The organism is Vibrio sp. 10N.261.52.A1, from assembly GCF_002876325.1.
Taxonomy (GTDB): Bacteria; Pseudomonadota; Gammaproteobacteria; order Enterobacterales; family Vibrionaceae; genus Vibrio; species Vibrio chagasii.
In genome coordinates this window covers 1-25,309 of the sequence record NZ_MCYD01000792.1, presented here as the reverse complement: position 1 = coordinate 25,309, position 25,309 = coordinate 1, and the positions used below count along the sequence as shown (strand labels likewise).

General features: G+C 44.3%; 28 protein-coding genes. 6 read left to right on the top strand and 22 right to left on the bottom strand.

Annotated elements, in window-relative coordinates; all coding sequences use genetic code 11:
* Positions 1-127 precede the first annotated feature (127 nt).
* Positions 128-1,021: an AraC family transcriptional regulator gene (locus BCT81_RS16625; RefSeq protein ID WP_102425162.1), complete on the bottom strand. Its 894-nt coding sequence runs from the start codon at positions 1,019-1,021 to the stop codon at positions 128-130.
* Positions 1,022-1,071: 50 nt separating this feature from the next.
* On the opposite strand from BCT81_RS16625, the gene BCT81_RS16620 reads away from it, so the two are divergent.
* Positions 1,072-2,469, top strand: coding sequence for an MATE family efflux transporter (locus BCT81_RS16620; protein ID WP_102425161.1), 1,398 nt, complete (start codon positions 1,072-1,074; stop codon positions 2,467-2,469).
* 105 nt (positions 2,470-2,574) lie between these two features.
* Here BCT81_RS16620 and BCT81_RS16615 read toward each other — a convergent pair whose 3' ends face one another.
* Both BCT81_RS16615 and BCT81_RS16610 read right to left on the bottom strand, forming a co-directional pair.
* Positions 2,575-2,970, bottom strand: a complete 396-nt coding sequence (locus tag BCT81_RS16615; RefSeq protein WP_102425160.1) for a nitrous oxide-stimulated promoter family protein — start codon at positions 2,968-2,970, stop codon at positions 2,575-2,577.
* A 2-nt stretch (positions 2,971-2,972) separates the two neighbouring features.
* Entirely contained in the window at positions 2,973-3,488 is a 516-nt protein-coding gene (locus tag BCT81_RS16610; protein ID WP_102425159.1) for a GNAT family N-acetyltransferase, read from the bottom strand.
* Between the two features lie 96 nt (positions 3,489-3,584).
* Here BCT81_RS16610 and BCT81_RS16605 point away from each other — a divergent pair, with 96 nt between their 5' ends.
* Entirely contained in the window at positions 3,585-3,788 is a 204-nt protein-coding gene (locus tag BCT81_RS16605) for a DUF2986 domain-containing protein (protein ID WP_102425158.1), read from the top strand.
* Between the two features lie 112 nt (positions 3,789-3,900).
* On the opposite strand, the gene BCT81_RS16600 is transcribed toward BCT81_RS16605, so the two are convergent.
* The 9 genes from BCT81_RS16600 to BCT81_RS16560 form a co-directional block, all read right to left on the bottom strand.
* Positions 3,901-4,824 (bottom strand): ABC transporter substrate-binding protein, encoded by a 924-nt coding sequence (locus tag BCT81_RS16600; protein ID WP_102425157.1) that lies wholly within the window; start codon positions 4,822-4,824, stop codon positions 3,901-3,903.
* Positions 4,825-4,826: 2 nt separating this feature from the next.
* Positions 4,827-5,702 (bottom strand): metal ABC transporter permease, encoded by an 876-nt coding sequence (locus tag BCT81_RS16595; RefSeq protein ID WP_102425156.1) that lies wholly within the window; start codon positions 5,700-5,702, stop codon positions 4,827-4,829.
* Positions 5,702-6,436 carry a metal ABC transporter ATP-binding protein gene (locus BCT81_RS16590; protein ID WP_102425155.1) on the bottom strand — a complete coding sequence of 245 codons (735 nt, stop codon included), beginning with the start codon at positions 6,434-6,436 and terminating at the stop codon, positions 5,702-5,704. The genes BCT81_RS16595 and BCT81_RS16590 overlap by 1 nt, the downstream gene beginning before the upstream one ends.
* A complete protein-coding gene (locus BCT81_RS16585; RefSeq protein ID WP_102425154.1) occupies positions 6,436-7,371 on the bottom strand; it encodes a zinc ABC transporter substrate-binding protein in 936 nt (311 codons plus the stop codon). Before BCT81_RS16585 ends, BCT81_RS16590 begins: the two co-directional genes overlap by 1 nt.
* A gap of 16 nt (positions 7,372-7,387) precedes the next feature.
* Positions 7,388-7,948 carry a hypothetical protein gene (locus tag BCT81_RS16580; RefSeq protein WP_102425153.1) on the bottom strand — a complete coding sequence of 187 codons (561 nt, stop codon included), beginning with the start codon at positions 7,946-7,948 and terminating at the stop codon, positions 7,388-7,390.
* Positions 7,945-8,280: a hypothetical protein gene (locus tag BCT81_RS16575; RefSeq protein WP_102425152.1), complete on the bottom strand. Its 336-nt coding sequence runs from the start codon at positions 8,278-8,280 to the stop codon at positions 7,945-7,947. Before BCT81_RS16575 ends, BCT81_RS16580 begins: the two co-directional genes overlap by 4 nt.
* Before the next feature lie 116 nt (positions 8,281-8,396).
* The gene (locus tag BCT81_RS16570; protein WP_102425151.1) at positions 8,397-9,233 is read right to left on the bottom strand and encodes a DUF4198 domain-containing protein; all 837 of its coding nucleotides are present in this window, start codon (positions 9,231-9,233) and stop codon (positions 8,397-8,399) included.
* 118 nt (positions 9,234-9,351) lie between these two features.
* The gene (locus tag BCT81_RS16565; RefSeq protein WP_102425150.1) at positions 9,352-9,870 is read right to left on the bottom strand and encodes a DUF2271 domain-containing protein; all 519 of its coding nucleotides are present in this window, start codon (positions 9,868-9,870) and stop codon (positions 9,352-9,354) included.
* Between the two features lie 71 nt (positions 9,871-9,941).
* Complete coding sequence (locus tag BCT81_RS16560; RefSeq protein ID WP_102425149.1) at positions 9,942-10,571, bottom strand: PepSY-associated TM helix domain-containing protein; 630 nt, start codon at positions 10,569-10,571, stop codon at positions 9,942-9,944.
* Between the two features lie 342 nt (positions 10,572-10,913).
* On the opposite strand from BCT81_RS16560, the gene BCT81_RS16555 reads away from it, so the two are divergent.
* The gene (locus BCT81_RS16555; RefSeq protein ID WP_102425148.1) at positions 10,914-11,234 is read left to right on the top strand and encodes a hypothetical protein; all 321 of its coding nucleotides are present in this window, start codon (positions 10,914-10,916) and stop codon (positions 11,232-11,234) included.
* 130 nt (positions 11,235-11,364) lie between these two features.
* On the opposite strand, the gene BCT81_RS16550 is transcribed toward BCT81_RS16555, so the two are convergent.
* The 7 genes from BCT81_RS16550 to BCT81_RS16520 all read right to left on the bottom strand — a co-directional run bounded on the left by BCT81_RS16550 (position 11,365) and on the right by BCT81_RS16520 (position 17,046).
* Positions 11,365-12,543 carry a hypothetical protein gene (locus BCT81_RS16550; protein ID WP_102425147.1) on the bottom strand — a complete coding sequence of 393 codons (1,179 nt, stop codon included), beginning with the start codon at positions 12,541-12,543 and terminating at the stop codon, positions 11,365-11,367.
* Positions 12,540-13,160 (bottom strand): energy transducer TonB, encoded by a 621-nt coding sequence (locus BCT81_RS16545; RefSeq protein WP_102425146.1) that lies wholly within the window; start codon positions 13,158-13,160, stop codon positions 12,540-12,542. The genes BCT81_RS16550 and BCT81_RS16545 overlap by 4 nt, the downstream gene beginning before the upstream one ends.
* 19 nt (positions 13,161-13,179) lie before the next feature.
* Entirely contained in the window at positions 13,180-13,584 is a 405-nt protein-coding gene (locus BCT81_RS16540) for a biopolymer transporter ExbD (protein ID WP_004739212.1), read from the bottom strand.
* Positions 13,581-14,141, bottom strand: a complete 561-nt coding sequence (locus tag BCT81_RS16535; RefSeq protein WP_010429842.1) for a MotA/TolQ/ExbB proton channel family protein — start codon at positions 14,139-14,141, stop codon at positions 13,581-13,583. Before BCT81_RS16535 ends, BCT81_RS16540 begins: the two co-directional genes overlap by 4 nt.
* The gene (locus BCT81_RS16530) at positions 14,141-15,517 is read right to left on the bottom strand and encodes a MotA/TolQ/ExbB proton channel family protein (RefSeq protein ID WP_102425145.1); all 1,377 of its coding nucleotides are present in this window, start codon (positions 15,515-15,517) and stop codon (positions 14,141-14,143) included. Before BCT81_RS16530 ends, BCT81_RS16535 begins: the two co-directional genes overlap by 1 nt.
* On the bottom strand, positions 15,517-16,065 hold the full coding sequence (locus tag BCT81_RS16525) for a DUF3450 domain-containing protein (RefSeq protein ID WP_277869823.1): 549 nt from the start codon (positions 16,063-16,065) through the stop codon (positions 15,517-15,519). The genes BCT81_RS16530 and BCT81_RS16525 overlap by 1 nt, the downstream gene beginning before the upstream one ends.
* Before the next feature lie 234 nt (positions 16,066-16,299).
* Positions 16,300-17,046 (bottom strand): phosphatase, encoded by a 747-nt coding sequence (locus BCT81_RS16520; RefSeq protein WP_102425144.1) that lies wholly within the window; start codon positions 17,044-17,046, stop codon positions 16,300-16,302.
* Between the two features lie 311 nt (positions 17,047-17,357).
* Here BCT81_RS16520 and BCT81_RS16515 point away from each other — a divergent pair, with 311 nt between their 5' ends.
* Positions 17,358-20,372 carry an HD domain-containing phosphohydrolase gene (locus tag BCT81_RS16515; protein WP_102425143.1) on the top strand — a complete coding sequence of 1,005 codons (3,015 nt, stop codon included), beginning with the start codon at positions 17,358-17,360 and terminating at the stop codon, positions 20,370-20,372.
* A gap of 17 nt (positions 20,373-20,389) precedes the next feature.
* Here BCT81_RS16515 and BCT81_RS16510 read toward each other — a convergent pair whose 3' ends face one another.
* On the bottom strand, positions 20,390-21,400 hold the full coding sequence (locus BCT81_RS16510) for a DMT family transporter (RefSeq protein WP_102425142.1): 1,011 nt from the start codon (positions 21,398-21,400) through the stop codon (positions 20,390-20,392).
* A gap of 91 nt (positions 21,401-21,491) precedes the next feature.
* Between BCT81_RS16510 and BCT81_RS16505 the strand changes: the two genes are divergently transcribed.
* Positions 21,492-22,418: a LysR substrate-binding domain-containing protein gene (locus tag BCT81_RS16505; RefSeq protein ID WP_102425141.1), complete on the top strand. Its 927-nt coding sequence runs from the start codon at positions 21,492-21,494 to the stop codon at positions 22,416-22,418.
* A gap of 45 nt (positions 22,419-22,463) precedes the next feature.
* A complete protein-coding gene (locus tag BCT81_RS16500; protein WP_004730185.1) occupies positions 22,464-22,784 on the top strand; it encodes a heavy metal-binding domain-containing protein in 321 nt (106 codons plus the stop codon).
* Between the two features lie 99 nt (positions 22,785-22,883).
* Here BCT81_RS16500 and BCT81_RS16495 read toward each other — a convergent pair whose 3' ends face one another.
* Positions 22,884-24,140, bottom strand: a complete 1,257-nt coding sequence (locus BCT81_RS16495; protein WP_102425140.1) for a peptidoglycan DD-metalloendopeptidase family protein — start codon at positions 24,138-24,140, stop codon at positions 22,884-22,886.
* 144 nt (positions 24,141-24,284) lie between these two features.
* Complete coding sequence (locus BCT81_RS16490; protein WP_004742431.1) at positions 24,285-25,124, bottom strand: hypothetical protein; 840 nt, start codon at positions 25,122-25,124, stop codon at positions 24,285-24,287.
* Positions 25,125-25,309: the final 185 nt, after the last annotated feature.

Genomic DNA, 25,309 nt, shown 5'->3' with positions numbered 1-25,309 from the left:
CTACTGCATTTATTGGTTATAAGACATCACAAATGAATACTGTTTTATATCATATTTTAAGGCGGGTTAAGACCTAAATGGGCCCTCATACTACCCTACATTTTACTTTATATTTCAGATCAAATAGTTAGCTTGTGAGCCGATAATTCTTACGATATTGACTAGGTGATAAGCCAAAATGTTTCTTAAAACGGTGAGAAAAATTATAAGGGTCTTTATAACCGAGACGATTAGCAATCATAGATACTGACCAATCTTGTTGCTTTAGCAAACTGGTTGCTTTATCCATTCTCAACTGAATCAATTTGCTTCGTGGAGACACATTGAATAGCGACTTCGTAACTCGGTTTAATTGCTCTTCACTAATAAACACTCGCTCCGCCATCCCTGCGACCGTCCAAGGTAGATGCAGGCTACTTTCAATTTCGTTGTACAGTGCCTGCACACGCGCTGTCGTGCTGGTCGACTTAGGTTCAAACCCGGTCAACGTGCGGATGATTTCACTCATCAGTAACTTCCGATAACTAGCTCTGCCGCCAATTTCAAAGTAAACCAAATTCATCAGCGACCAGATTTGTTCGCACTCGCCGAAAGGCACAATGCTCTGACCCAAACTCGCGATGTGTTGCCACTGAGGAGTATCTGGTGTCAGCATCCACGCCATTTTCCAATAGTTGTATTGAGGATCAAGTTCAAATCGAAATGGCGTTTCTGCAGGAAGAACCACAAGTGTATAAGGCGTAATTGCTTGTACTGATGTCGCCGTTGTTAATATTCCTCCCCCTTCTTGAGTAAAAATCAACGTATGAACATTCACCGATTCGCGTTCCACCCAATACGCGTCATGCAGCTTTGCCATTCCCCCCATGTAAACACCGCAGCTTCTCATCTCTGGGATATCTTCAACGGTCAAAAAACGTTCTTTACATTGTTCTGCAAGAAACACGTCATCTTGCCACGTTGATTTCGGCCTCATGCTATCAATGACGGATTTGCACAGGTTTTGTTGTTTTTTAAACATGTTGTTACTTCACTCAAATCACTATAGTTCTGCCATAAATCGGAGAGCTTATGACAACTAACATCAACCCTAACTCATCTATAAATAACAAGCCAGAGAGCATATTACCTCGCATTATCAAACTTGGTTTGCCTGTTGCTTTGCAAAGTGCTTTGGTTGCTATTTTAGCCCTTGCTGACGTGTTAATGGTCAGCGATTTTGGTATGGAAGCAGCAGCGGCTGTGGGAATTGCATCAAAATGGCACTTCGTCGCTATTATGATTATGGCAGGGTTGGCCTCAGCAAACGGAACATTGGTAGCGCAATATTGGGGAAAAAACGACCGTAAAAGTGCACGAACCGTGTCTTCTATCGCAATGGTATTTGGTTTAAAAGTTCTGCTACCTGTAACGGCAATCATCACTCTTGGTTCACAGTTTTTGATGATGTTGCAAACCAGCGATCAAACCGTAATTGAACTTGGTGCGACTTACCTTTGGTATGGCTTCCCTGTTCTGCTTCTGACCCATATTGTGGTTGTAGTTGAAGCAAGCATGCGCTCATCAGGTGACACCGTAACTCCACTTCTGCTTGGTGCGGTGACGATTGCACTCAATATCGCACTTAACTTCATCCTTATACAGGGTGCTTTCGGAATTCCAGCGATGGGTGTTGCAGGAGCAGCATTAGCAACGACTCTAGCGCGATTAATTCAAGTGAGTTTGATGTACGGCTACATGCGTATGCGCAACCACTGGCTATTAACGACACCGAGCTCGCCACATCGCCCGTCATTGTGGTTATCTTACCGTCGTATTGCCCTGCCACTGACCATGAATGCTGTTTTATGGGCAATGGGTACCATGGCTTACCAGATGATCTTTGGTCATATGGGTACGACAGAGCTAGCGGTATTCTCAATGCTCGCTCCGTTTGAGTCATTATGTTACTCGGTGTTCTTTGGCATCTCTGTAGCGTGTTCAGTGTTGCTTGGCCATTCATTAGGTCGAGATGAGTTCGATGATGCAATGAGTATGGGCCTCACCTTTATCAAAGCCGTTGTAGGTTTTGGGGCAATTGTAGGCTTGATGCTGTTCATGGGGAAAGAGCATGTTCTATCATGGCTAAACCTAACCACAGACGCTTTATACCCACTCGCTTCACCAGCGATGATGATCATGTGCTTTGCGGTTGTAATTCGTATGCTAAACATGGTTATCATTAACGGTATCATTCGTGCTGGTGGTGATAATGCATTTTGCCTGCGTATGGACTTCATCGCGATGTGGATGGTCGGCATTCCAGTTTGTGTTTACGGCGCATTTGTCGCGGAATGGGACTTCAAGTACATCTATGGCCTGATGTTAGTTGAAGAAGTTGTGAAGCTGGCTATCTGCTCGCACCGTTACTTGAGTCGCCGTTGGATCAACAACCTGACGGTTACTTATGAAGAACCACAAGCTGCTTAAGCTTTTGAAGTAATCAACTATTTGAACAAGATGTCGCTCAAAACAGAAAAGGTCTGAGAAATCAGACCTTTTTTGTTTCTGGAAGCATAGCCTTTAGTGTACCCGCTACTTCTTATTCATTCGGATATGACGATTCGATACGTTCGGTAACGGCTTTTCTGGCAATTTCCGTTTCTCATGAATCAAATGTCGAATAGCTAACATAGGATGCTTGAGCAACATTCTTGGCCCAGCATAGCGCATCACCAAGCGCATCTGCTCTTTCGGGTCAGGTTTATAGCAATGAATCGGACACTTGTTGCAGGTTGGTTTTGCTTCGCCATAAGGGCATCTATCAAGCCGTGTTTCTGCGTAACGTAACAGCTGCTCACACTCTTCACATAACGCGTTATTCTGACGAGTTTCACCGTGGTGATCTTTGCAGTATATATGCACCATCGCGATAACGGTTTTGTACTCCGTCGCAAGTTCGCCTTGTAGAATATTGTTATGTTGGAACATGATTAATTACCCAAAGAGAGGCTATACAAGTTGAGATTTACGCTTTCACTTATCACGTCTTCAACCCGCTCGAACGCAAAGCCAAGTTTAGTCAGTAGTGCGATGCTTCGAATGTTATCAGAGGTAGTAATAGCAACTAAATGATCAATATCAGCATTCTGCTTAGCTTGTTCAATTATCGCTTCCCCCGCTTCTTTGGCATAACCTTGACCGTAAAACTCCGGAGCAAAACCGTAGCCAACATCATGTGACTCTAAACTATCCCTCTTAATTAACCCGCAAACTCCAATTGGCGTTGAGGTTGCTTTCACTTCTACCATCAACAAACAGACCCCCTTATCTTGATGCATCTTAAGGATGTTGTTCTCGATATACTCTTTAGCCTTTGCCGTGTTGGTTATCTCTTTGTCTCCGATATAACGCAAGAAGTCTTCTGAGCTATACAACCTTTGGATAAATTCAGCATCCTCAGTTGTGATCATTCTTAATCTTAAACGAGCGGTTTCGACTGCCTGCATGACGATATTTCCTTGCTGAATACCATGTAAATATTGAGTTCTAGAGCTAAAATGATTATCCTCCACCGCCTAAACTAAATACAAGGCTATGCAGCAATGAACCGTAAGAAAAAAATTAATCAAATTCTAAAAAAGAAGCAGAAAAAAGCGAATTCTAAACTGCATACAAGTAATAAGCCTCGCTACATTTCTAAAGCTGAACGCGCAAAAATGGAAGCAGAAGAACAGGCTCAAGCAGCGCAAGCGGAAGGTGCTGTCGAAGCAACTGTTGAAGCTGAAGAAACTAAAGCAGCAGAGTAAGATTAAGCGCTCACTGTGCATTCTTACCAGGCTCTTTGCTAAAAGGTAAGTACAAAAAAAGCAGCCTCTATTTGGGCTGCTTTTTTGATCCTGATTTATTTAATCTCGTTGATTAGCCTTTGAATAGCTTTACTTCCCAACGAGAGAATGGTGCTTGAGCACTGATTCCTGCTCTACCCCAACGATCGACTGAGTCCACCACTAGAATACGCTCATTAGGCACTAGAGACTTAATCAGGTTGCTCGGCTTTTTCGCTGTAACAAGCCATAGTGCATCATCTTCCGAAAACATCGCTTTAAGTTTCGCTTTGTCCTGCTCTGTCCATTCAAGCTCTACTTTAAACATGCGGTCTTCAACATACAGTTGGCTACCAGATGCAAAATCTTCCAAGCTTTCCGAAAGCAAGAGTACTGAGTCCACTTCGTTATCAAGCAATACTGCTTGTTGCTTGTTGATCAGTTCACGAACATCCAACATCACGCGCTGCAGATTACTATCAATAACCTTAGCCTTCTCTGGCCACAGTAACTTAAAGTCATCAGCCACAATCGCTGCCATGCGCGTTAAGTTGGTTGGGTTTAACCAAGCATACTTAGACACTTCGCCATTCGACAACGTAAGTGCCGCAACACCTTGTGCTCGCGGCGTAATCGCTTGAGCCGCATCGACCTCAACCAAGCGGATATTACCTTGCCTTGCGTATACGAATGTAGGGTCGGCTTGCCAGATCGATGATAGAGTAAGAGCAACGGTCGCCTTTTCGCCAGACTTAAGGACTTTGCTTGCCCCCTTGGTACCAAACCAATTCGGCAGACGATCAATACCATAGCGCTTTGGTGGCAGATACTCAGTTGTGATGTCAGTGCCTTTCGTTAGCTCTGTCGCTAATGCATAAGTCACAGGTGTACTCGTTAGAATATCTTCCGCATTCGCTTTAAGTGACATCACTGAGCCAGCCATTAACACACTACCAAGCACACCGACTTGAGCCGTTGTTTTTACTGAGATCGAGATACGATTCATTAAAGAAGTCATAATTACGCCTTTCTTACAATTCGGTATAGCGTTGCTGCAAGGAAAAAGGTTGCAGAAACAATGATGATTGAAGCACCCGACGGTACTGGCAATTTAAGTTCCATTGTTAACACCGTCCCAACCAAACACGCAATGGTCGCTAGCAATGCTGATAACAACACAAAGCTACCCATGCGTTTAGTTAATAGTCGAGCCGTCGCACCTGGAATCAATAACAAAGCACCTACCAAAACTGCACCCACGATCTTCACAGCAGCAATCGTGACTAACGTAATCATCATGACAAACAAGTAGTCGTAGAAACTGGTGTTGTAACCACGAACCTTCGCAATATCAGGGCTGATACAGGTAAGCAGGATACGGTTGAATGTCGGTATCAAAAGCAAAATGATGATCGCGCAACTGCCTGCGAGAATCGCTAAGTCTTGATCCGTTACCGTAAGGATCGAACCAAACAATACGTTCTCAAGCATGTGAATATTGATCTTACGAGCCACGTACATCAGTAACGCTGCACCCACTGCCAATGCCAGTGCAAGGAACACACCAACCAAGGTATCGTACGGCACATTGGTTCGGTTTCTTACAAAGTGCAGAAGCAACGCGAAAATCATACAGAAGCTAAACAGCCCAATAATCGGATTTTCAGGTGGTTCACCAAGAAGAACACCGATTGCGATGCCGGTTAACGCCGCGTGTCCAACAGCTTCAGAAAAGAAAGCTAGACGCTTTGCAATCACCAAAGTACCAAGACCACCTAGCAGAGGGCCAAGCAATAAGGCTGCAACCAAAGCATTTACCATGAAGGCATACATGAAGCTTTCAGATAACAAGCCCGCTTCCACACCACTAATGGCAAGTTGTCGTAACCAATCCATTACGCAACCTCCTTCGATTCAGTCACTACTGAGCCACTACTGTAGTGTTGGAATAAGCTTTCGATCTTCGTTGGATGCAGTACTTGCTCATGTGGGCCACTATCTACTAAGAATCGGTTAACGACATGCACGTTCGCTTCAAGTCGACGTACCGCAGTAACATCGTGGTGAACCGCTAGAATCGTTCGGCCTTCATCAACACATTCACGAATCAACGATTCCAAATAGCGAACGCCCTGCTCGTCCATGCCCGTTGTAGGTTCATCTAATACCAGTAAGCTCGGATTATCCAATAACGCTTGAGCAAACAACACACGTTGCTGCTCACCACCGGACAACTGTCCCATACGGCGGTCGCTACGAGTCGCCATACCAACGCGATCTAACTGCGCGAGAGCAAGATCTAACTGCTTTGATTTACGACGCCAAAACAGAGGGATTCGCGTCTGATTTAGCAGAACAAAGTCCATGACCGTCAAAGGTAAGCTAGACTCGAATGTCGCTTTTTGAGGCACGTAACCAATACTTGGCTTTTCTGGCCAGTGGATATTAATTTGGCCAGAGAAAGGCGTAAGGCCAAGCACAGAGCGCAGCAAAGAAGTTTTGCCGCCACCGTTTGGTCCCATGATCACATGACACTCGCCCGCTTTAAGTTCCAGCGAGATATCATCAAGAATCACATTATTATCGTACTGTAGACCCAGTTTATTGATTGAGATTGATGGACCTAGCATTATGCGTTCCCGCTTTTAGCTTGGTTCGCCGCTGCAAACTTCATCGCTTCGATTAAGGTTTCTAGGTTCTTCTTCATCTCAACTTCTACTTTGTCGTCTTCATATTCGCCGTGAGTCATGTGAGAGAAACGGTAAAGCTGAACGCCTGTTTCCGCTTCAATTGTGTCAACAAAACGGTTTGGCATGTTTAATTCGTAGAACAGAACATCAATACCCGATGCGCGGATCTTCTCAATCGTCTCTTGAAGTTGGCTAGCACTTGGCTCAACACCGTGTGCTGGCTCGATTACCGCCGCGACATCAACACCAAACTCTTGAAGAATGTAACCATAAGCGTTGTGTGTCGTCGCAACCTTCATGCCTGATGTATCTAACTCACCTAATGACAACATCGCATCACGCTTCATGAAACGAAATTGCTTTGCGTACTTACGTGCATTCTTGCGATAAAACGCAGCGTTGTCTGGGTCGAGTTTAGAAACTTCACTGGCAATGGTGTAAACCTTCTGAATGGTTGTCGAAAGCCCAACGAAGGTATGCGGGTTAACAGCACCCTGACCAACAGATTGACCAAGAGCCGGAAGTAAAGGCACTTCTTTATTTGCTTCGATCACAACCAAATCATCACGTTGCGCTGCTGCAATGACTTTAAGCGCGAAGTCATCGTGACCAATACCGTTTACTACGATTGCATCCATCTGGCTCAATCGCTTCAGATCGTTCGGTTGTGGTAAGTAGTTATGTGGGTTAAAACCAGCGTCAACCAAAGGAAGAATGTTCACTTTGTCACCGACTACGGCTTTCACATAGCTGTAGTAAGGTTGAAGTGTGATACCAATCGTCAGTTTGTTACTGTCGACCGAGTATTCTTTTGCTAATGCATGAGGTGCCATGAACACCGATAATAACGACATGAACAGGGTCATAATTCGCATAGTAAATCTCTTATTATTAGTGAGCATCGCTTGCATGATGCTGTTCAACTTCTGATTCATTCACAACCATTTTCCAGCCTTCAGATTCAAGTGTGTGCTCGTCAAAAGCACTAGGCTGTTTTGCTATACCACCAAAGAAAATCCAGATTTCAGGAGAAACGCTGTTCGCGTTCAGAATAAAAGAATCCGCAAAGCCAAGTTCATTTGGTGTGGAAAAATAATAACCGCGCTCGTCCAACAGCCAAGCATGAGAGCCTTTGCGCTTCCAACTCTGGTCTTCCACAAATGGCGCAACCCATTCACCTTTAAGTGACATAACGCTTGGCCATTCGCCATCTGAGTCCATACGCAAATCACGAATTTCTTCATGAGCCAAACGCAGCTCTGACAGCATCGCCAAGTTTTCTTGTTCAACATCCGTTACTAAAATTTGATGGTCTAGCACCGCTTTTACGTGAGATTCCGCCTGATGAAATGGGATCGCGACGGTTGCAAAGCAAAGGATGAATACAATGATCAATCCAACCCATTTACCCTCTCTACCACCAGTATCGGCACGTACGCTTTGAATCATCATTTTTCGCTGATCTCTAAGACATCAACTTCAACAGGAAATTCGTGGCCAGAATCGAACACCAGGTAAAACTCGGTATCTGGATGTGGAAACTCAACGATAGAGCGCTTATCAGTCATCTCTTTTGCAATCAAATTGTCTTCGTAGTCGTACATCTCAACCGCATAATCAATCGCTTTGCTGCCATCAGAGTAACCCGCTTCACAAGCAACGGTTGTTCCTTCAAACCAGCAACTCATCAATGGGAAGTGTGCTTGTGCAGGTAATGCCGCGAAACCAAGTCCCAATGCTAAGCAAGGCGTTATTAAAGCGTTCAGTTTTGTTTTTATTGTCATGGTTTGTACCCTAGCCACAGTGCGAATTCTCAGTCATAAACTGAGCGATAAAGGGCTCAAATGAGCCCTTAAGTTTTTAGTTGTTTAATCGGGAGGCTAGCCCCCAATATCACAGATTATTGAAGTAGAGCTTCGAACGTTAGGTGAACGTTCGCGCTTGCTTTGTCTGCCAATGGATTGTCAATCAACTCACCTTTGTAGTTCGCTTTCATTACGTAACGACCCGCTACGTCTGGAGTGAACGTGATTTCACCGTTCTCATCACTCACTACATCAATCTGCTCTTGGTGGTTGCGGTAAAGCGTACCTTCACGAGTGATCTCCGCTTTCACGTCTTTCTGGATTTCACCGTTGTAGAAGAATTGGAATGTGACTGGTTCGCCTTCAACGATGTCTGAAGGGTGAGTCACTGGCTTCATCTCAAGTAGCTTGCCTTCAATTTTGAACACTGAATCCGTTGGCTTACCTACCGTGATGTAGCTTTCTGCACGAGTGAAGCTGATTTGTGTTACCACGTCACGTGCTTTTTCTGGTAGCACTGAATCACGCTCTGCTTTGTTTGCTTTAACCCACTTCACGGTGTCGCGACGACCCGCTTTGTACTGTGTGTAGTAAGACGGATAGTTGTTGATCGCCACTTTGTGTGTACCTTCTTCTTCAAAATAGAAGTCGAAGATTGAACGACGCTTGCCACGAATAACAAAGTTTGGACGCTCGCTGCGGCCATCTGGCATGATGACATGAGCATTTTCGCTGCCAGCAGGCTTATCAAAAACAAACGTACCGTGAGACGCAGTAACGTCGAACGTTAGCCAATCACCACCTTCTTTAGATACAGTGAAGTGAGATGGCAGAATCCAACGTGGGTGAGCTTGTGCTGTTGTCGTTGCTGCTAGGCCGAATGCCATCACACCTGCTAGAGCAAGTGCTTTAATTTTTGTTTGTTTCATCATGTTCAATTCCATTATTTATAATTGCTAGCCGTGTCGCTCTATCTGAGCCTACGATGACCACTGTCTATTCTGTTCAGCTTGGTTTTAGTTCGTACTTACTAGTTACTGTTCGCAGTTACTATTTAGCGATGTAGTTCAGGGTGATTTCACCCGTCTCTTCCGTTGCTTTTAATTCGTAAGATGCGTTTGAATCTGTGAGTGATACTTTTTGACGAAGGTAGTTACGGCCACCGTGTTCGCGAACCACTTCGATATGAACCGTGTACTCACCTTGTTCTAACGTTTCACCGCTGTCGCTCTTGCCATCCCAAACGAAACGGTACTGACCAGCAGGACGCGTTGCAGACGTTACAGCATCAACCAGCTCACGATCGTAACGGCCAACCTTTCTCCACCAGCTACGCAGATCTTTAAGCCATTCATCTTTACCGACCCAAAGCTCGATGGTTTTCACTGACTTTCGTTCGCTGTTCTCTACCCACACCGCCACATAAGGACGTGCATACATAGACGTATCAATCTTTGGAAGCTCAAAGCTGACATCAAGTTTTGCCGTATCAGGAATCGCTTGTGCCATACCTAGGCTTGGCAAAAGAGATAAAGCAAGAAGCGCCTTGCTCCAGTTCATTTTTTTCATGTTTAACAACCTTTTAAATCCGTTTAACCTTAAGCTCGTTCTTCAATCTGATTCATCAATCGAATCAAGCGTTAAGGCACGGCGACAAAATAGATAACAAGTGAGATTGCAGACCCAAACACCGTCCATTTGATGGAGGTCTTGAGTGTCTTTTTCTTAGGTAAAAGTAAGCACACGCCAGTAAGCACAAAGAAGATCATCAGTAGCGCAGTGATATCGATAAACCATTTCCATACTTCACCGCTGTTACGACCTTTATGTAGATCGTTCAACAATGCGATAACGCCGTAATTCGTGGTTTCGACTTCTACAAATTCAGACGTAACGTCAACAAACACGGAAGCGTTGTAGCCTGGTCCTTTGAAGTCCATAGACACTTCACCGATGAGCAACTCACCGTCTTCAATCTCTGCGTAGATGTCCAAGCCTGAAGGAACACCAGACAGATTGGCTTCTTCAAACAGAAACGTTTCAAAGGCTGTCTCGTCAGCTTTTAAACGTCCGTCTTGGACCGTAAATAAACTTGTAGGAAGCGTTAGCGTAGAGCGTTGGATATTGGGTTGGCTTGATTCAAATAACTCAGGTCGGTTCAGGGTTATACCTGTCACTGAGAAGAAAAGAACCACGAACAGAAGCGCCATAGAAATATAAACATGAAGTCGACGAGCCCATGACTGAACCGCCCTACTTTTTAACGACATACAAACCAATACCTATAAATTTTATGGCGACAATTTAGTTGATAATCATTCGTATTGGCATTCAATTTACATTGTTTACGTTTGCTGAGCGGCGTAAGGAAATTTACATAACATTACATGGGAAGTCATCGAACTATATGCATATTCTTGCTAACGTGTACTGAAGAGATTTGATTCGTTCTATCAGAGCTTATCGATAACAGGTCAAAGCTCAAAAAACCTCAATCTCAACATGCTTGATTGAGATGGATTTAAGGTAACAGTTGTGGCTTTAAGGATTGAAAGTTGGGACTATTTGATCACTGGTTTGATGATAGCTAATGAAGCTTAAAAGGATTTGAAATGCGTATTATTGTTTTGGCTTTTGCTGCGCTAGCAACGGCGTGTACCAGCCAAATAACCAGCACGGAAGAACATATTCAACAATACATCGGTTCAGACATAACCGATGTACAAGAACGTTATCTCACCGAACGGTCACGCCCTATCAGTTTTTGGGCGTCTCGAAACTATGCTTGGATTGAAACCAAGAAGCCGTTAGATAATGGTTATACAGTACACGCCTTCAAAAACCCTTATCGTGACTGCACCATTAATTGGGTCGCTGATACCAGTGGCGTAATTCAAAGTGCTACGTCCAGCGGAACGATGTGCGAGCCTTAATCGACACACTGGAAAGACAAAGATTAAAGAACTATAGCCGCCAAAAATTAAAAAGGGTGTCATTTGACCCATCAAATGACACCCTTTTCTCAATATAACTTTCTCTTGTCTTCTGTTGTGCTATTAGCAGTTAAACGTTGCCGTTATCACTCACTGTTCTTAGCTGAGTCAGATATTTAATCCAACCTTTTGCTTCAGAAGAAGGCTCAATGTTGTTCGCGCGTTTCGCTTGAGCAAGAGCATTATCAAGATTCTTTAGCTTGTACCATGAACGTACTTTCGCTAAAGCAACATCAGCTTGCTTGTTTTTGTCTTTCACTTTATCTAGAACAACTAGCGCTCTGTCGTAGTATCCTTGTTGAACAAGCAACTGAGCCACATTCCAATGGTATTGGCTGTCCTTTTTAGACGCTAATGTCCAAACATCAATCGCGTTGTCCCACTCTTTCGCTAGCTGCCAGTATGTAGCTTGCTCAGCTAAAAGCTTAACATCACTGTTCGCATCATCTAGCTTAGCGATCTCTTGAGCAGCGCGCTCAGGAATGCCTCGTTTCGCGTACAACTGTGCAAGAAGTCTACGATCCGAGTTTTTCAACTCAACACCGTGTAAATCTGCTAATGCCAATGTATTCAAGGCATCTCTACTGCGCTCTAATCGCAGCTGAATACCAACAAGCTGACGCCACCAATTATCTTTCTCAGGTTGAAGTTCGATAAGACTCTCCAACGTTGGAATAGATTGCTTCCACTGCTTTAACTGCAGCTGTGCACCCAGTTTTAGCGATAGAGGCGATAGCTGTGGTTTAGAGTTGAACTTGTCGTGATTACCAATGGCCACCAGCACTTTTGACCAGTTTTCGATTTGGTATTCCGCTTGTGCAATTCGCATCCAAAGCACATCTTTCTTTTCTGTCTCTGGCGCCGTTTTTACTAGCTCATAGTAATGTGGAAGCGCATTTGTGAACTGCTGATCATTTAATAAAAGATCAGCAAGCATGCGTTTAGTCACCCATGCTTGCTCATCCACAAGCAAGTTAGTGTCGACTGCGTACGTCAGCTGCTTAATAGCGGCACCCGTTTTACCGTCTTGCCAGTAGAAAACACCCAACATACGAGCCACATAAGCTTTGTCGTAGCCTTTAGATAACTCTAAATTAGCGAGAACATCAATCGCCTGCTTGACCTTTTCTTCTTGAGCAAGGTTATGTGCTTTTTGCACACGAATAGCAGTATATTGAGACAGCTCTTGCGCTTGCGTTGTGAAGGGCAATAACAATAAGCCCACTAATATCCATATCTGTTTCATCATTTTGCCAACTTAAACTCTAGTTTCACTGTCTGACCGACTTGAGCTATCGCTTTTCCATCGACAACTTTTGGTTGGTACTTCCAGTTTTTAAGTGCTCTCATCGCTTCACGTTCAAACATACGACGCGGATTTGCATCAGTAACTTTAATATCAACAGGACGCCCCGTTTCATCAATCGTAAACGACATGATAACGAAGCCTTCAGCGCCACGTTTAAGTGCTTTCGCTGGATAACGTGGTTCAACTCGATACAGTGGCATCGCCTGTTGGTTTGATCCAAAGTCAGAAAATGTTGGTGCATTAATCGCTAAACCATCAATTGATGTATTCAAATCCAATGAAGGCAATGAAGACATCGAGTTCAGAGGCGTTACTTCAGCTTGTGACTGAGACGTCTGCGCTTCCGGTGGCGGCTCTGGCATTTCTGGTTTTTCAGGGACAGCACGTTGTCTTCTTTGAACTTCTTGTTCCTGTTCCACCATCACCATGTTGAAACTTAACGTCTCACTCTCATCTGGTGAACGTTGGTGACCATTGTCGACCATCCAAGCCATAAAAGAAAACAGTGCTAAGCCCAATGCACCCGCTAGCGGTAAAGCAAGAAATAAGCGAATCATTTATAAAGATCCTCCAAGATCATCGCTTATCAGCAGCAAGCGCAATGTTTTTAACACCCGCACCTTTAGCTGCATCCATCACTTTTACAACAGTACCATTGTATGCGTGTTCATCAGCTTGAATAACCAAAGAAGCATCAGGTTGTTCTAGTAATAAATGCTCTAGCGTCGCTTGAACGCGTTCAACATCAACGACACGTTTATCAATAAATATGTCGTTAGCAGAAGTAATCGCAACAAAGATGCCCGCATCCTTTTGGCTTACTACGTTAGAAGCTTGCGGGCGGTTAACTTCAACCCCCGATTCACGAACAAATGAACTGGTCACAATAAAGAAAATAAGCATGATAAATACGATATCAAGCATCGAAGTTAGGTCTATTTGAGCCTCTTCGTTTTTAGAATGACGTCGACCGAGTCTCATCGTTGACTCCTTAAAGATTTTTCTAATTTCAATTCTAAGCGGTTGCACACTTTGGCTAATCTAGCGTGTACGAACATACCCGCTAAGGCTGCAACCATGCCCGCCATGGTTGGCAGTGTTGCCAACGAAATGCCTGAAGCCATCAACTTAGGATCACTGCTGCCTTGTGTCGCCATGACATCAAAGACAGAAATCATACCGGTAACGGTACCTAACAAGCCCAACATCGGACAGATAGCCACTAATAGCTTAATAAAATTCAAGTTTTGGTTAAGCAAGATACTCGCCTGACCTAACCAACCTTCACGAATGGCCTTGGCATGCCAAGAAGAGTGGTCTTCTCTTTCATGCCACTTTGCTATCCAAGCTTGGCGTTGCTTAGGAAAATAGAACGCGAGATATAACACGCGCTCTACCACAAGCACCCAATACACTAGGACAACTGCCGCTAGCCACCACAAGACGAAACCGCCCTGCTCCATAAAGCTTGATAAAGACAGCAGCCAGTCACTCGTTAACCAACTCGCTGGTAATAGAGAACCCGACAAAATATCCATTACGCAGCAGTCCCAACTGGTGACACAACAGCGCTCGATTCAGTTGTCTTTTCAGCTTGCTCAGCAACAAGGCCAATACCTTGCTTCTCAAGAATATTGCGAATGTTTTCTGCTTGAGTGCTAAGAATGTTGTGTGCCAGTAGAAGAGGCATTGCAGCAACAAGACCAAGTACGGTTGTTACCAGCGCCATCGAAATACCACCCGCCATTACTTTCGGATCGCCATTACCAAACTGTGTGATCACTTGGAACGTTTCGATCATACCCGTTACTGTACCTAGAAGACCTAACATTGGTGCTAGCGCTGCCAATAGCTTAAGCATTGATAGACCTTTCTCTAAGTGAGTTTGCTCATCAACAACCGCTTCTAACAAACGTAGCTCTAACGCTTCAACCGTTTGGTTTTGCTCTCTGTTGTACACGGCAAGAACACGACCTAGAGGGTTATCACCCGCTTGCTCAGGGTTCTTAAGCTGCGCACGAATTTTCTGACGAGCAATCGATAGAGACACTCCACGCACTAAGGCGATAATTAAGCCAATAGCCAGTAGACCAAGAATCACTTTACCAACTACACCACCCGCTTGAAGGCGATCAGTTAGGCTAGGTGTTAGCGCCAACTGCTCCAACATGAATCCACGTGAAGGATCGACAACAACATTTGCTACTTCACCATTTGCCAGTGAAGAAAGCGATGCTAGCGTTGGACCATTTTCTGGCTGTTTAAGGTATGCGATTGCGTCTTCACGCTGAGTATTCCAGCTAACGTAACCTTGATCTGTCACTAGGCCAATCGAGCCTAGGCGATAAGCATCAACATTTTGTGTATTGCCTTCACCATTAATGAAAGCAATTTGAGATTTGCTAAGCTCAGAGCTCGCTTGAATCTGCTCTACCATACTCATCCACAAGCCAGAAAGCTGTGGCATTGATGGTAGTGATTTCGCATCGATAATTTGTTCAACGGTCGCTGTATGCTCAGCGCGATCAACGCTGTTTACTGTAGAGCTAAGTTCTGCGCCCAGTTCTTTCGCGTTTTGACGAACCACACCAAATAGCTCACCAAGGCTACCTGTTTCTAAGCGCAGCTTTTCTTCTAAACGAGCCAGCTTATTCTCGTTATCGCTAAACGTTTTAGTAAGAACGTCTGTTGCGTTTTGAACCGATGTACGTTTCGCTTCAAGTTGCGCTTTGATTGCTTTCAGTTCTTGTTCAGTCTTTTTAAAGTCAGCTTCACGAACCACATTATGAGAAGCTTGAGTGCGATTTTCTGACTTCGCTTTGTTCACTAACTGAGCCGTAGAATCAGAAGCAGAGAAAGCAGAAAATGAAATAGACGTAATGCAAAGCAATACTGCTAATGGCTTTAAGTTCATTACTTAACCTCCGCAACAGTTAAAGAAACAGGTAAAGTAATTAGGCTTGGCGCCGCTTGTTGGCTTGCAATGTCGTAAGCTTTATCTAGCTCAGATTTCATTGAAGAATCTAGCTCCTGCCACTGATTTTGTGTTTGATTCCAAGACCAGTATTGGCTGCCATTTAGGTTACGTGCCACCAAAGAGATACGACCTAGGTGCAACACGTCAGCTTCAATTGTTCTGTCGTTGCTCAATGCAACACGACCTTGGTAAACACCCAACTTAATGCCGTAGTCCATCTCGATTTGGTATGCCTCTAGGATACGACGGTATTTCTCAGCATCACTTACGTCTGCACGAGTCATCATTGATTGAAGCTTTTCAACTCTCTCTAGACGCTGCTCTTTCTTAATCGGTACGTCTTTTTCTACCACCTGTTGCAAGCCATCGATCATTTGATACATCAAAGGCACGACACCTTGGCGTGTGTATTTGATTTCTTCGATCTGCTCTTCAATGCTTTGAGCTTCTGCCGCTTGTTTGAATGCAAGCTTCATTTCTTGCATGTTTTTCTTAAGGTCAACGTTAGCAAATGCGTTGCCAGACATTACTGCTGCAGCGATTAGGCCAGATAAAAGGATTGAGCGAGTTTTCATTGTTTCTCCAAGTGAAACTGTGACTTTGAAGATAGCGCCGTCATTATTGCAGCGCTTCGACTTTATTATTTCCGGCTAGTGTATACAAAAATCCGTCAGGCACAAAAATTGATTGTGTCGAAATGCAAACCTGCCGACATTCTCTTAAACAAGTGCTGAGTATTCTGGGATCTCGTTGCGACCACGTAGCGCCAAAAATGACAAGAATTGCTGCGGTGAATGGGTGATCACCTTACTCGAATCTACGCCCACCTCACCAAGTAATGAAGCAACAAGATTTAAACCGCCTACATCTTGGCAGAAATGTGCATCACTCCCTGTGGTAATAAATGCCCCTTTTTCTCTCGCAATTCTTGCTATTTCGTAGCAACGATCAACACTGCCCACGCGGCTATTGCCTTTCAATGTCGTGTTATTGATCTCGATAGCGACATTGTGCTCTACCGCACATTGGATGACGGCTTCAAAATCGAAATCAAAATTAGGATTACCCAAATGACCCAGTGCATCGACTCGACCACCTTTGATGACATTTAAGAGAGCCTCAGTATGAGCTGCAGAATCTGACGGACGGAATACAGGCTCATGAAAGCTCGCAATTACCCAATCTAAGTTCTTATCAACACTTGGGTGTATATCGATTTCCCCCTGAGTGTTCATAATGTTTGATTCAACGCCGCGAATAATCGCAACGCCTTCGATAAAGCGAGGAAGTACACGCTGATTGCTAAAGAACCAGTAGTGTGGCGCGCCCGGCATCGACTCCGAGTGGTCTGTGGTACAGAACATAGCAAGGCCATTTTTTTTTGCCGACTTGGCGTTTTCAATCAATGTGCTGTAGGCATGGCCACTGGCGTATGTATGGGTGTGAGTGTCTACCTTTAATTCCATAAATCAATGCCCTCTCTTGATATCTAAACTTTCCAAAAATAAACCTAAAGCCTCTGCTTGGAATTGAGTACCTTATGTTATCAATAGAACCAGTTTATCAGCACAAAGTGACAATTAGCACCTTAACCTAACGCTTTCTTGTAACTAATTGCCCAGTTGCTATAGGGCAGACTGTCACCTCTACCTTCACCCAACATTCTATCGGTCGGCTTCATAATCATGGCTACGTGCAAGCCTGGTAATTGAGCCAATTTTTTGCAACCTACCCAAGTTCGTCAATACTTAAACCAGTTCACACGCTGGAGTGTTAGATGAGACGAAGACGTTATCCGCTGAGTATCCACATCACTAGCCTTTTCCTAATTTTGACAACATTTGTCGGTGCAGTTTTGATATCTATAAGCTATCGGCACTCTCAAGAGTTGCTATTAGGAACCGTTCGCGAGGTAAGTAATGAGCACCGTGATAAACTGGAATCGGTGTTCAAGCAAGCAATAGCGCCTGTCATCACCACTTTGAACGTGATGGCGGTCAGTCCGTTTGTTAATCAACAAAGCTCCTCTACCGAGAAGGAGTCTTGGCTAGCATCAGTCGATATCATCTTCAAACAGAATGCTAATTTAGTCGCGCTCTTCTATGGCTCGGAGGATGGCGACTTTAGAATATTCCGCCCCTTGAGCACCAATAAACAAAGGGCCGAAAATAATGCCCCTGCCAAAGCGACCATGATGGTCAGTAGCACTAATTTGGATGGTGAGAACTTTATTACCTACCTCGATGGTGCGCATCAGGTCATCAGCACGGTGCAAAGCGAGAGTAAATTCAACCCAACGACTCGTACTTGGTATCGCAATGCAAAACCAGATGGATCAATACACCTATCCGAGCCCTATCTTTTTTATTTCCTGAAAACCAATGGCATTACGCTTTCTAGGCGTTCAGCTGATGGTAAACATGTGGTGGGTGCTGACTTCACGCTGAGTTCACTCTCTTCTCAGATCAGTGAGCTGGCTTATTCTCCCCAAACTAGACTGGCTCTATTTGACCAACACTTTAACCTTCTGGGTCAGCATCAACTGGATTTAACGACCTCTAACCTCACCTTCCAAGCTAACCATGACAATACTAATAATGTAACTGGTGCAGGCAAACTCTCTGGTAGTGAGCAGGAGCAGAACTTTTTCAACATCCCCAAACGAGAGCAAATGGAAGCGTTAAAATCTTCAGTATTGGGGCCGCTAATCTCAGATGAGGAAAAGTTTAATCTCAATCTCAAAAACGTCGAGTACAACCTGAACACATGGGCACTGACCTTAACTCCGGTTGAGCTCACCCAAAACGTGACCCTCTATTTGGCAGAAGCGACACCACACAATGAGCTACTTTCCGATCTTATTTCTATGCGTGACAAACAAGTCGCGGTCGCGATTGGGATGTTGTTTATCTGCTTTGGTATCGTGTGGTTGGTTGCTAATCGTCTATCCCAACCACTCAATACCTTGATGCAGCTTACCGATAACATTGCACGATTCGATTTCCGTCGTACCCATTATCCGAAGAGCATGATTAAAGAGGTCGCTAACCTCGCCCACTCCATTGAATTAATGGAACACACGCTTCATGACCTCATCAACTTACTTCGGGACACGGCGGGGAATCAGGAGTTCTCCATACTTGCCAAGAACATCGCTCACCAAAGCTATTTGATAACCAAAGCCGAAACCATTGTGCTGTTTACTCAATCAGAAGAGAAAGATGTGTTTGATACCGCCGCCAACCTAGCGATCATTCCCTTTAAAGCAGACATCAATGACTTCATCAAACATACACCTTGGTTACTGTGCAAACTCAAGTCAGGAGAGACCATCCACCTGAATCGAGAAGACAATGTACTCAACTATTATCAAGACTCAATCTTCAATTCAGATCTGTACCTGTTTCCGTTGTTGAACCGTGAAAAACTGTTGGTTGGTATTGTGGCGATTGGCTATGAAAGACCGATTACCAAAGCTCAAGCAGATAAACACGCCTTTTTAAGAGAGTTATTGAGCTTCGCGGAAATAGCCAAAGACAACATCGACCAAATGCAGCAACAGAAAGACATGCTCAACGCCTTTATTGAACTGATCGCCTCTGCGATTGATACCAAATCCCCATACACTGGAGGTCACTGCCAACGAGTACCCGAGCTGACCAAATGGTTAACCCAAGCGACTATCGATGACGACCGTTATTACCCTCAGTTCTCTCTGGACAACAAACAGTGGGAAGAGTTGATGTTAGCCGCGTGGCTACATGACTGTGGGAAAGTCACCACCCCAGAGTATGTGGTAGACAAAGCAACCAAACTTGAGACCATTTACGACCGAATCCACGAAGTTCGTATGCGATTTGAACTACTCAAACAACAAGCCGAAACTGACTACTGGAAAGAGATGGCGAATGGTGGACTTCAAGAAGAGCAGCTACAGACCCTAGGACAAACCCTTTCCGACCTCGATGAAGAGTTTGCCTTTGTTGCTCAGTGCAACCTTGGCGGAGAATCAATGACACAAGAACAGCTAGAACGATTGGACCAAATAGCCAAGCGTCAATGGAAACGAACGTTAGATGATCAACTTGGAATATCTTGGGCTGAAAAAGAGAGGTACAACTCGTGGCAGAAATCGTCGCAATCTGCCGGCGCTAAACCAGATCACAGTGAACAGACATTACCAGTGATGGAACCACTCCTTGCGGACAAGCCAGAGCACAAGATCCCATGGGATAATGGCTTTAACCCAGCAGAATTGTGGCAAGAAGAGTTCGTCCTTAAGCCTGGAGAGGTCAAATACAACCAAGGCGAGCTGCACAATTTGAAAGTCAATCGTGGCACTCTCAACGAAGAAGAATGCTTCATGATCAATGACCATATCATTCAGACCTTCACCATGTTAAACAAGCTCCCATACCCACCTTACCTGCAAAATATTCCCGAAATTGCCAGTGGGCATCATGAACGCATTGATGGTAAGGGCTACCCTCGTGGGTTGAGTGAAGATCAATTACCTTTGCCGTCCCGAGCCATGGCGATTGCTGACGTGTTTGAAGCCCTGACTTCCAGCGACCGTCCGTATAAAAAAGGAAAACTGCTCAGTGAATCGCTCAATATCATGACCAACATGGCGACGAGCGGTCATATTGATCCCAAACTCTATTTACTGTTTTTAGAAAATAAAATCTATGACAAATACGCAGAGCGATTCCTTGAGTTAAGCCAACGATGCGATATCGATGAAACGAAACACATCGAAAAAGTAAAAGAGTATATTCGCTCACTTTTTTAAACCGTTACTGACAAGGTTTAGCGCTTAACTATTGGCTGTAAACCCAACACCGAGCTCTCTTTGGAGTTGCTCGTTGGCTTGGATGCTTGCCCGCCTTTACTACGCTTTTTAGCTAACAAGGTATTAGTGATGCTCGCAGCTACAATCAGGTTAATACCAACCAACTGCTGAGTAGAAAATACATCATCAAAGAACACACCTTGCCACAATGCGCTAAACAACATGTTGGTGAAAATTAGTGGCGCCAGTTGAGAGCCACTCTCTACAAGCTTATAAGCCTTTGATCGGAAGATCTGTGTATTAACAGTACATAGCGCTAATCCAAATGCCCCGATTCCAATCCAGCCGATTTGGTCAACCGCCTTTAAAGTATTAAGAATGCCTGAGTCAGCCTGCACTCCAGAAACGCCTTGTACTGAGGTGAACACCAACATCGGGATAACCAGTATTGCCGCAACTAAAAATGTCCAAGCATTGAGCTCTGCAGGCGTGAGAGTAGTTTTAGAAGCGCGATATAAACTCACTTGCGACGCTGAGTTGAATAGTCCGGCCAACAAACCAAGCAGCAATTCAGCTCTCAAGAAGTCTGAGCTAAATTTAAACTGTGACCAATCCCCTGCCATCATCACAACACCAACAAAGGTTATCGCTAAACAGAATACAGTTGTTTTATGAACCTTGGTTCCAAACATTAACTTTTCTAACAACGGTATAAACAAAGGGCCAGTACTGAATAGCACCACACCTTCTACCAACGTTAAGGTTTGTAACGACGTAAGAAAACACCACTGACATGCCACCATAAATATCGCCCGCATCACCAATGGCTTCCACATACCTCCAGTCGGCCTACTAATTTTAGAAAAGATAAGAAACAAGAATAAGAGCAGGCTAGGCAACAAAAAACGAACAAAGCTCAGTAACGAAATAGGCATCGCTTCCGATAGATACTTCGCCACTAAACCGCTTAAAGACAAACTGAATGTCGACAACAACATGAAAGTCGTCGCCTTGGTAATATCAGACATAATTATCACCTCCTATGCTGTCTATTTTAGAAGCGTGACGTCATTAAAAATAGCGAGTAATATTAACCATAACTGTAAGGAAAACTTACCAATGAAAAAGCTCGTTCCGCTTAAATCCGTTTACGCTTTCATTGCTGTCGCAGAGACAGGCAGCATGACCGATGCCGCTCGTGTATTGTATGTCAGCCACTCTGCGGTAAGCCAAGCCATCAAGTCCTTAGAACAGCAGGTCAATAAGCCTCTATTTCAGCGAGTAGGTCGTCGTGTTGTTCTAAATGCCGCAGGTAAACGCTACTATCGCAAAGTTGCTCCCGCACTGGAGCAAGTGATAGAAGCCACTGAAGAGCTAGCAAGGACGCCTAATGACCATCGCATCACACTCAACATGGTAAATTCGCTCGCCATGCACTGGTGGATCCCTCGAGTCCCTGACTTTCAATCGTTTGCTCCCTCACTTGATATTCGAATTTCAACACTAACAGGCCCTTTCGATATTGAACAAGAAGGGGTTGATATTGCTCTTGTACATGGCAAGTCCAATGAGTGGGAGCGGTATTACAGCGAAAAACTGGGCGATGATGATCTGGTGTTGGTGTGTAGCCCTGCGCTCCTCAAAAGTAATGAGAATTTAAGCGTCAAAAAGCTTGTTGAGCAAAACTCCACGATTGGTGTCTTTAACCCAAGGCGAAAACACGACTGGCAAGTGTGGTGTGATCATTACCAAATCCCGATGCCAAATTTTCACAGCAACCTAACGTTTGATGTGTCGATTCAAGCGGTACAAGCCGCGATTCGTTCACTAGGTGTATTAGTCACCCATCGCTTGTTTGTAAAAGATGACATTAGCCACGGCATGCTGGTTGAGCTTGGTGCCCCCGTTGCTAACCCACATCAAGATTTCTATTTTGTTTGCCCAAAAAACAAGTTAAAACAAGAAAGTGTGCTACAACTGAGAACATGGTTAAGACATGAATTTGCCAATTCAGACATGACACTTAGCGATACAACACAAGATTAGAATAACGACAACGTCCACTAGAACCGTTACTTACAAGAGGCCATTATGATCATTACCACCACACAATCTGTCGAAGGCAAACGCATTGTCGACTACAAAGGAGTTATTGCCGGAGAAGCTATCTTAGGGGTGAACGTATTCAAGGATATGTTTTCTGGCATTCGTGATTTTGTTGGTGGGCGCTCTGGCACCTACGAAAAGGAACTCGAAAAAGCCCGTAACTATGCATTCAAAGAGCTGGAACAGAAAGCCATTGAAGCTGGTGCAAATGCAGTGGTCGGTGTCGATATTGATTACGAAGTACTTGGAACAGGTAACGGCATGCTAATGGTATCAGCCAGCGGCACAGCGGTAGTAGTTGCTTAATTACTCGCTAAGTCGTGATTACCTATAAAAACGCCCCTTAGCTAAATCACTAGCTAAAGGGCGTTTTTGTATGCGTTGCTAGGTTAGGTTTGAATATCTCTAACTCGCACGACCTGCTGGCTCAGAGATCATGGCATCAAAAGAAGCGATTCGAGCCAAAAACTCTTTTCTATCTTTAGGCATAATCGAACTTGCCATCGGTAAATTCGCCTTCATCGCATCCACGGCTCGACCACGAACCAACACCTCAAAATGCAAGTGAGGACCAGTGATACGCCCCGTTGCACCCGATAGCGCAATTTTCTGACCTCGTTTAATTTGCTGCCCTTTCTTAACTAAAAAGCGGCTCAAATGAAGATAACGAGTGGTGTATACGCTGTTGTGTTCAATCACCAAGTATTTCCCGGCATAAGGATGGTCGCGCAGCGCTACAACCCGGCCGTCACCCGTTGAATATACCGGAGCGCCCACTGGCGTCGCAAAGTCAGTACCATTGTGCGGCGAGATTCGGCCTGTCACAGGGTGTCTTCGTTTCGGGTTGAACGATGAGGTAATTCTTCGGAACTTTCTGTCAACAGGGTATCTATCGAAGGCTTGTTCTAGGCTATTGCCTTCTCTATCGTAGAAAAGACCATCAGGCGCCAAAAACGCTGCTACTTCTCGGTTTCTTAATTGAATGGAGATGCCTTGAACTTCTGTTTTTCCCGTTAAGTGATTGTCTGTGTACTGCTCTTTGACCAGTACATTAAAGCTGTCACCGGCTCTAAGCTCACGAGCGAAGTTAACTTTATCTTTCAGCGTACGAGTAATATTGGCAATCTGAGCTGTTGTAAGCCCAACTTTGTATGCCGATGTTGAAAAGCTACCATGAACACTGCCCGCGTAGAGTTTTTCTTTCCATTCGCCTGGTATCTCGTGGAATTTATAGGTGAAGCTCCCATCATCATTTCGAGTAAAGGCAGCTTGCTCAACCAGACTTTCGTGGAACACCAACTCAACAAGCTGTTTGGAGTCACTATCTAAAAGCAACTCTAAGTGGTCACCGGGTTTTATGGTATCGAGTTTCAAGGATTCAAGATCCGCTTCCATTACTTTATGAACTGTTTCATAAGGCAGATTCCACGATTCGAATATGTTACTCAGTGTATCCCCTACTTTTACAAAGTAGTGAATTTTGATCAATGAGCTCGAATTAGCTTGTGGGTGCACCTGTTCCTCACCGTCCATGTGTATTTCTTGATAAGGCGTTACTTTTATTGAAATTTCTTTTTCCGGCTCCGGATGGAAAGAGAGCAATGCGGCAAGTGAAAATGCACTGATAGCGACAAAAATCAGGCTAATGCGGAGGTACTTCATAAATTACTTAGCAGTTATAACAAGGAACTTGAAAGTGTTATAACATAACAATCAATTCAAAAAAACAAACGAAAGTTAAGAAACCGTTCTTTATAAAGCATAAAAGTATGGTGGGCTTAAGAAACCCACCATACCATCAAACATTTATTCTTCACGAAGCGCCTCAAAACGCTCTAAGCCTCGAAGCATCTCGAAGTCTGGCTCTTCAGCCAACAACTCTCGCATTGAGCCACTGGCTTCGACGGAACGTTCTAAATCATCAATCGCTTGCCCTTCTGCTCCCAACCTAGCGTAAGCACACGCCCGCTGATATAAAGCATGAGCATTCTGGTCATCCACCTCTAACACACGATTACATAAGCTCATCGCCCAATGGTATTCCTGAATCTCCATCGCTGCGTCCGCTTTGTATGTCAATGCTTCTAAGTCCCCAGGACGAACCTTCAAAATCTCATCGTAGATTTCAATTTTCTGTTCCGCGGTTTGAGCATTTTGCGCCCTCAACCATAGATTGTGGATCTCATTGATGATTTCGATTTCTCGGTTGTTCTCTGAAATGATTCTTGTTTTACGCTTCAAGTCTCTCTCAAGCACGTTGAACTTTTTCTCATATTCTTGAGCGATAGTATTGAGTCGTTGATCTGCCATCTCTTTGGTAGTGTGTTTTAGCTCTTTGAGCGATTGCCAACCCACTAAGGCGATTAAAGACGCTACGCCTGCAATGATGTAGAAGAAATAGGTAACGGTGACATTGGCATAATTGAGTGACTTATCCGCCACAGCGAGCTCGCGATCCGTCATCTGAATGGTGAGACGCCTTTCAAGATCCTGCTGCTCGATTCTCAGTTGCTTCAACTCATCCAAGATATAGCGTTCCATCAATGGTCTATCCAAATACTCTTTCTCAGAGTACTTAACTTCTTCGCTTGCAAAACTCATTGTGCTGAACACTGAGATAACTGCAATCAATAAGATTCGAAGCATTATACATTCCTTATATATTTATCTTTAACCTAACTGTATCTCGTAATAGGCATACAAGCTAGGAAGTGGGCAAGTTTGCCTTATCCATATTGGAATTAACACTCTAAAACATCATTGATAATTATAAAACACCTGAAGCAACATCATTAATTTCTAAATTATAAAAATACCAAGTAATACTGTTC

Excerpts from the sequence above, each read along its gene's own strand:
- BCT81_RS16625 (WP_102425162.1), bottom strand. The coding sequence starts at position 1,021 with ATGTTTAAAAAACAACAAAACCTGTGCAAATCCGTCATTGATAGCATG.
- BCT81_RS16620 (WP_102425161.1), top strand. The coding sequence starts at position 1,072 with ATGACAACTAACATCAACCCTAACTCATCTATAAATAACAAGCCAGAG.
- BCT81_RS16615 (WP_102425160.1), bottom strand. The coding sequence starts at position 2,970 with ATGTTCCAACATAACAATATTCTACAAGGCGAACTTGCGACGGAGTAC.
- BCT81_RS16610 (WP_102425159.1), bottom strand. The coding sequence starts at position 3,488 with ATGCAGGCAGTCGAAACCGCTCGTTTAAGATTAAGAATGATCACAACT.
- BCT81_RS16605 (WP_102425158.1), top strand. The coding sequence starts at position 3,585 with ATGAACCGTAAGAAAAAAATTAATCAAATTCTAAAAAAGAAGCAGAAA.
- BCT81_RS16600 (WP_102425157.1), bottom strand. The coding sequence starts at position 4,824 with ATGACTTCTTTAATGAATCGTATCTCGATCTCAGTAAAAACAACGGCT.
- BCT81_RS16595 (WP_102425156.1), bottom strand. The coding sequence starts at position 5,702 with ATGGATTGGTTACGACAACTTGCCATTAGTGGTGTGGAAGCGGGCTTG.
- BCT81_RS16590 (WP_102425155.1), bottom strand. The coding sequence starts at position 6,436 with ATGCTAGGTCCATCAATCTCAATCAATAAACTGGGTCTACAGTACGAT.
- BCT81_RS16585 (WP_102425154.1), bottom strand. The coding sequence starts at position 7,371 with ATGCGAATTATGACCCTGTTCATGTCGTTATTATCGGTGTTCATGGCA.
- BCT81_RS16580 (WP_102425153.1), bottom strand. The coding sequence starts at position 7,948 with ATGATGATTCAAAGCGTACGTGCCGATACTGGTGGTAGAGAGGGTAAA.
- BCT81_RS16575 (WP_102425152.1), bottom strand. The coding sequence starts at position 8,280 with ATGACAATAAAAACAAAACTGAACGCTTTAATAACGCCTTGCTTAGCA.
- BCT81_RS16570 (WP_102425151.1), bottom strand. The coding sequence starts at position 9,233 with ATGATGAAACAAACAAAAATTAAAGCACTTGCTCTAGCAGGTGTGATG.
- BCT81_RS16565 (WP_102425150.1), bottom strand. The coding sequence starts at position 9,870 with ATGAAAAAAATGAACTGGAGCAAGGCGCTTCTTGCTTTATCTCTTTTG.
- BCT81_RS16560 (WP_102425149.1), bottom strand. The coding sequence starts at position 10,571 with ATGTCGTTAAAAAGTAGGGCGGTTCAGTCATGGGCTCGTCGACTTCAT.
- BCT81_RS16555 (WP_102425148.1), top strand. The coding sequence starts at position 10,914 with ATGCGTATTATTGTTTTGGCTTTTGCTGCGCTAGCAACGGCGTGTACC.
- BCT81_RS16550 (WP_102425147.1), bottom strand. The coding sequence starts at position 12,543 with ATGATGAAACAGATATGGATATTAGTGGGCTTATTGTTATTGCCCTTC.
- BCT81_RS16545 (WP_102425146.1), bottom strand. The coding sequence starts at position 13,160 with ATGATTCGCTTATTTCTTGCTTTACCGCTAGCGGGTGCATTGGGCTTA.
- BCT81_RS16540 (WP_004739212.1), bottom strand. The coding sequence starts at position 13,584 with ATGAGACTCGGTCGACGTCATTCTAAAAACGAAGAGGCTCAAATAGAC.
- BCT81_RS16535 (WP_010429842.1), bottom strand. The coding sequence starts at position 14,141 with ATGGATATTTTGTCGGGTTCTCTATTACCAGCGAGTTGGTTAACGAGT.
- BCT81_RS16530 (WP_102425145.1), bottom strand. The coding sequence starts at position 15,517 with ATGAACTTAAAGCCATTAGCAGTATTGCTTTGCATTACGTCTATTTCA.
- BCT81_RS16525 (WP_277869823.1), bottom strand. The coding sequence starts at position 16,065 with ATGCAAGAAATGAAGCTTGCATTCAAACAAGCGGCAGAAGCTCAAAGC.
- BCT81_RS16520 (WP_102425144.1), bottom strand. The coding sequence starts at position 17,046 with ATGGAATTAAAGGTAGACACTCACACCCATACATACGCCAGTGGCCAT.
- BCT81_RS16515 (WP_102425143.1), top strand. The coding sequence starts at position 17,358 with ATGAGACGAAGACGTTATCCGCTGAGTATCCACATCACTAGCCTTTTC.
- BCT81_RS16510 (WP_102425142.1), bottom strand. The coding sequence starts at position 21,400 with ATGTCTGATATTACCAAGGCGACGACTTTCATGTTGTTGTCGACATTC.
- BCT81_RS16505 (WP_102425141.1), top strand. The coding sequence starts at position 21,492 with ATGAAAAAGCTCGTTCCGCTTAAATCCGTTTACGCTTTCATTGCTGTC.
- BCT81_RS16500 (WP_004730185.1), top strand. The coding sequence starts at position 22,464 with ATGATCATTACCACCACACAATCTGTCGAAGGCAAACGCATTGTCGAC.
- BCT81_RS16495 (WP_102425140.1), bottom strand. The coding sequence starts at position 24,140 with ATGAAGTACCTCCGCATTAGCCTGATTTTTGTCGCTATCAGTGCATTT.
- BCT81_RS16490 (WP_004742431.1), bottom strand. The coding sequence starts at position 25,124 with ATGCTTCGAATCTTATTGATTGCAGTTATCTCAGTGTTCAGCACAATG.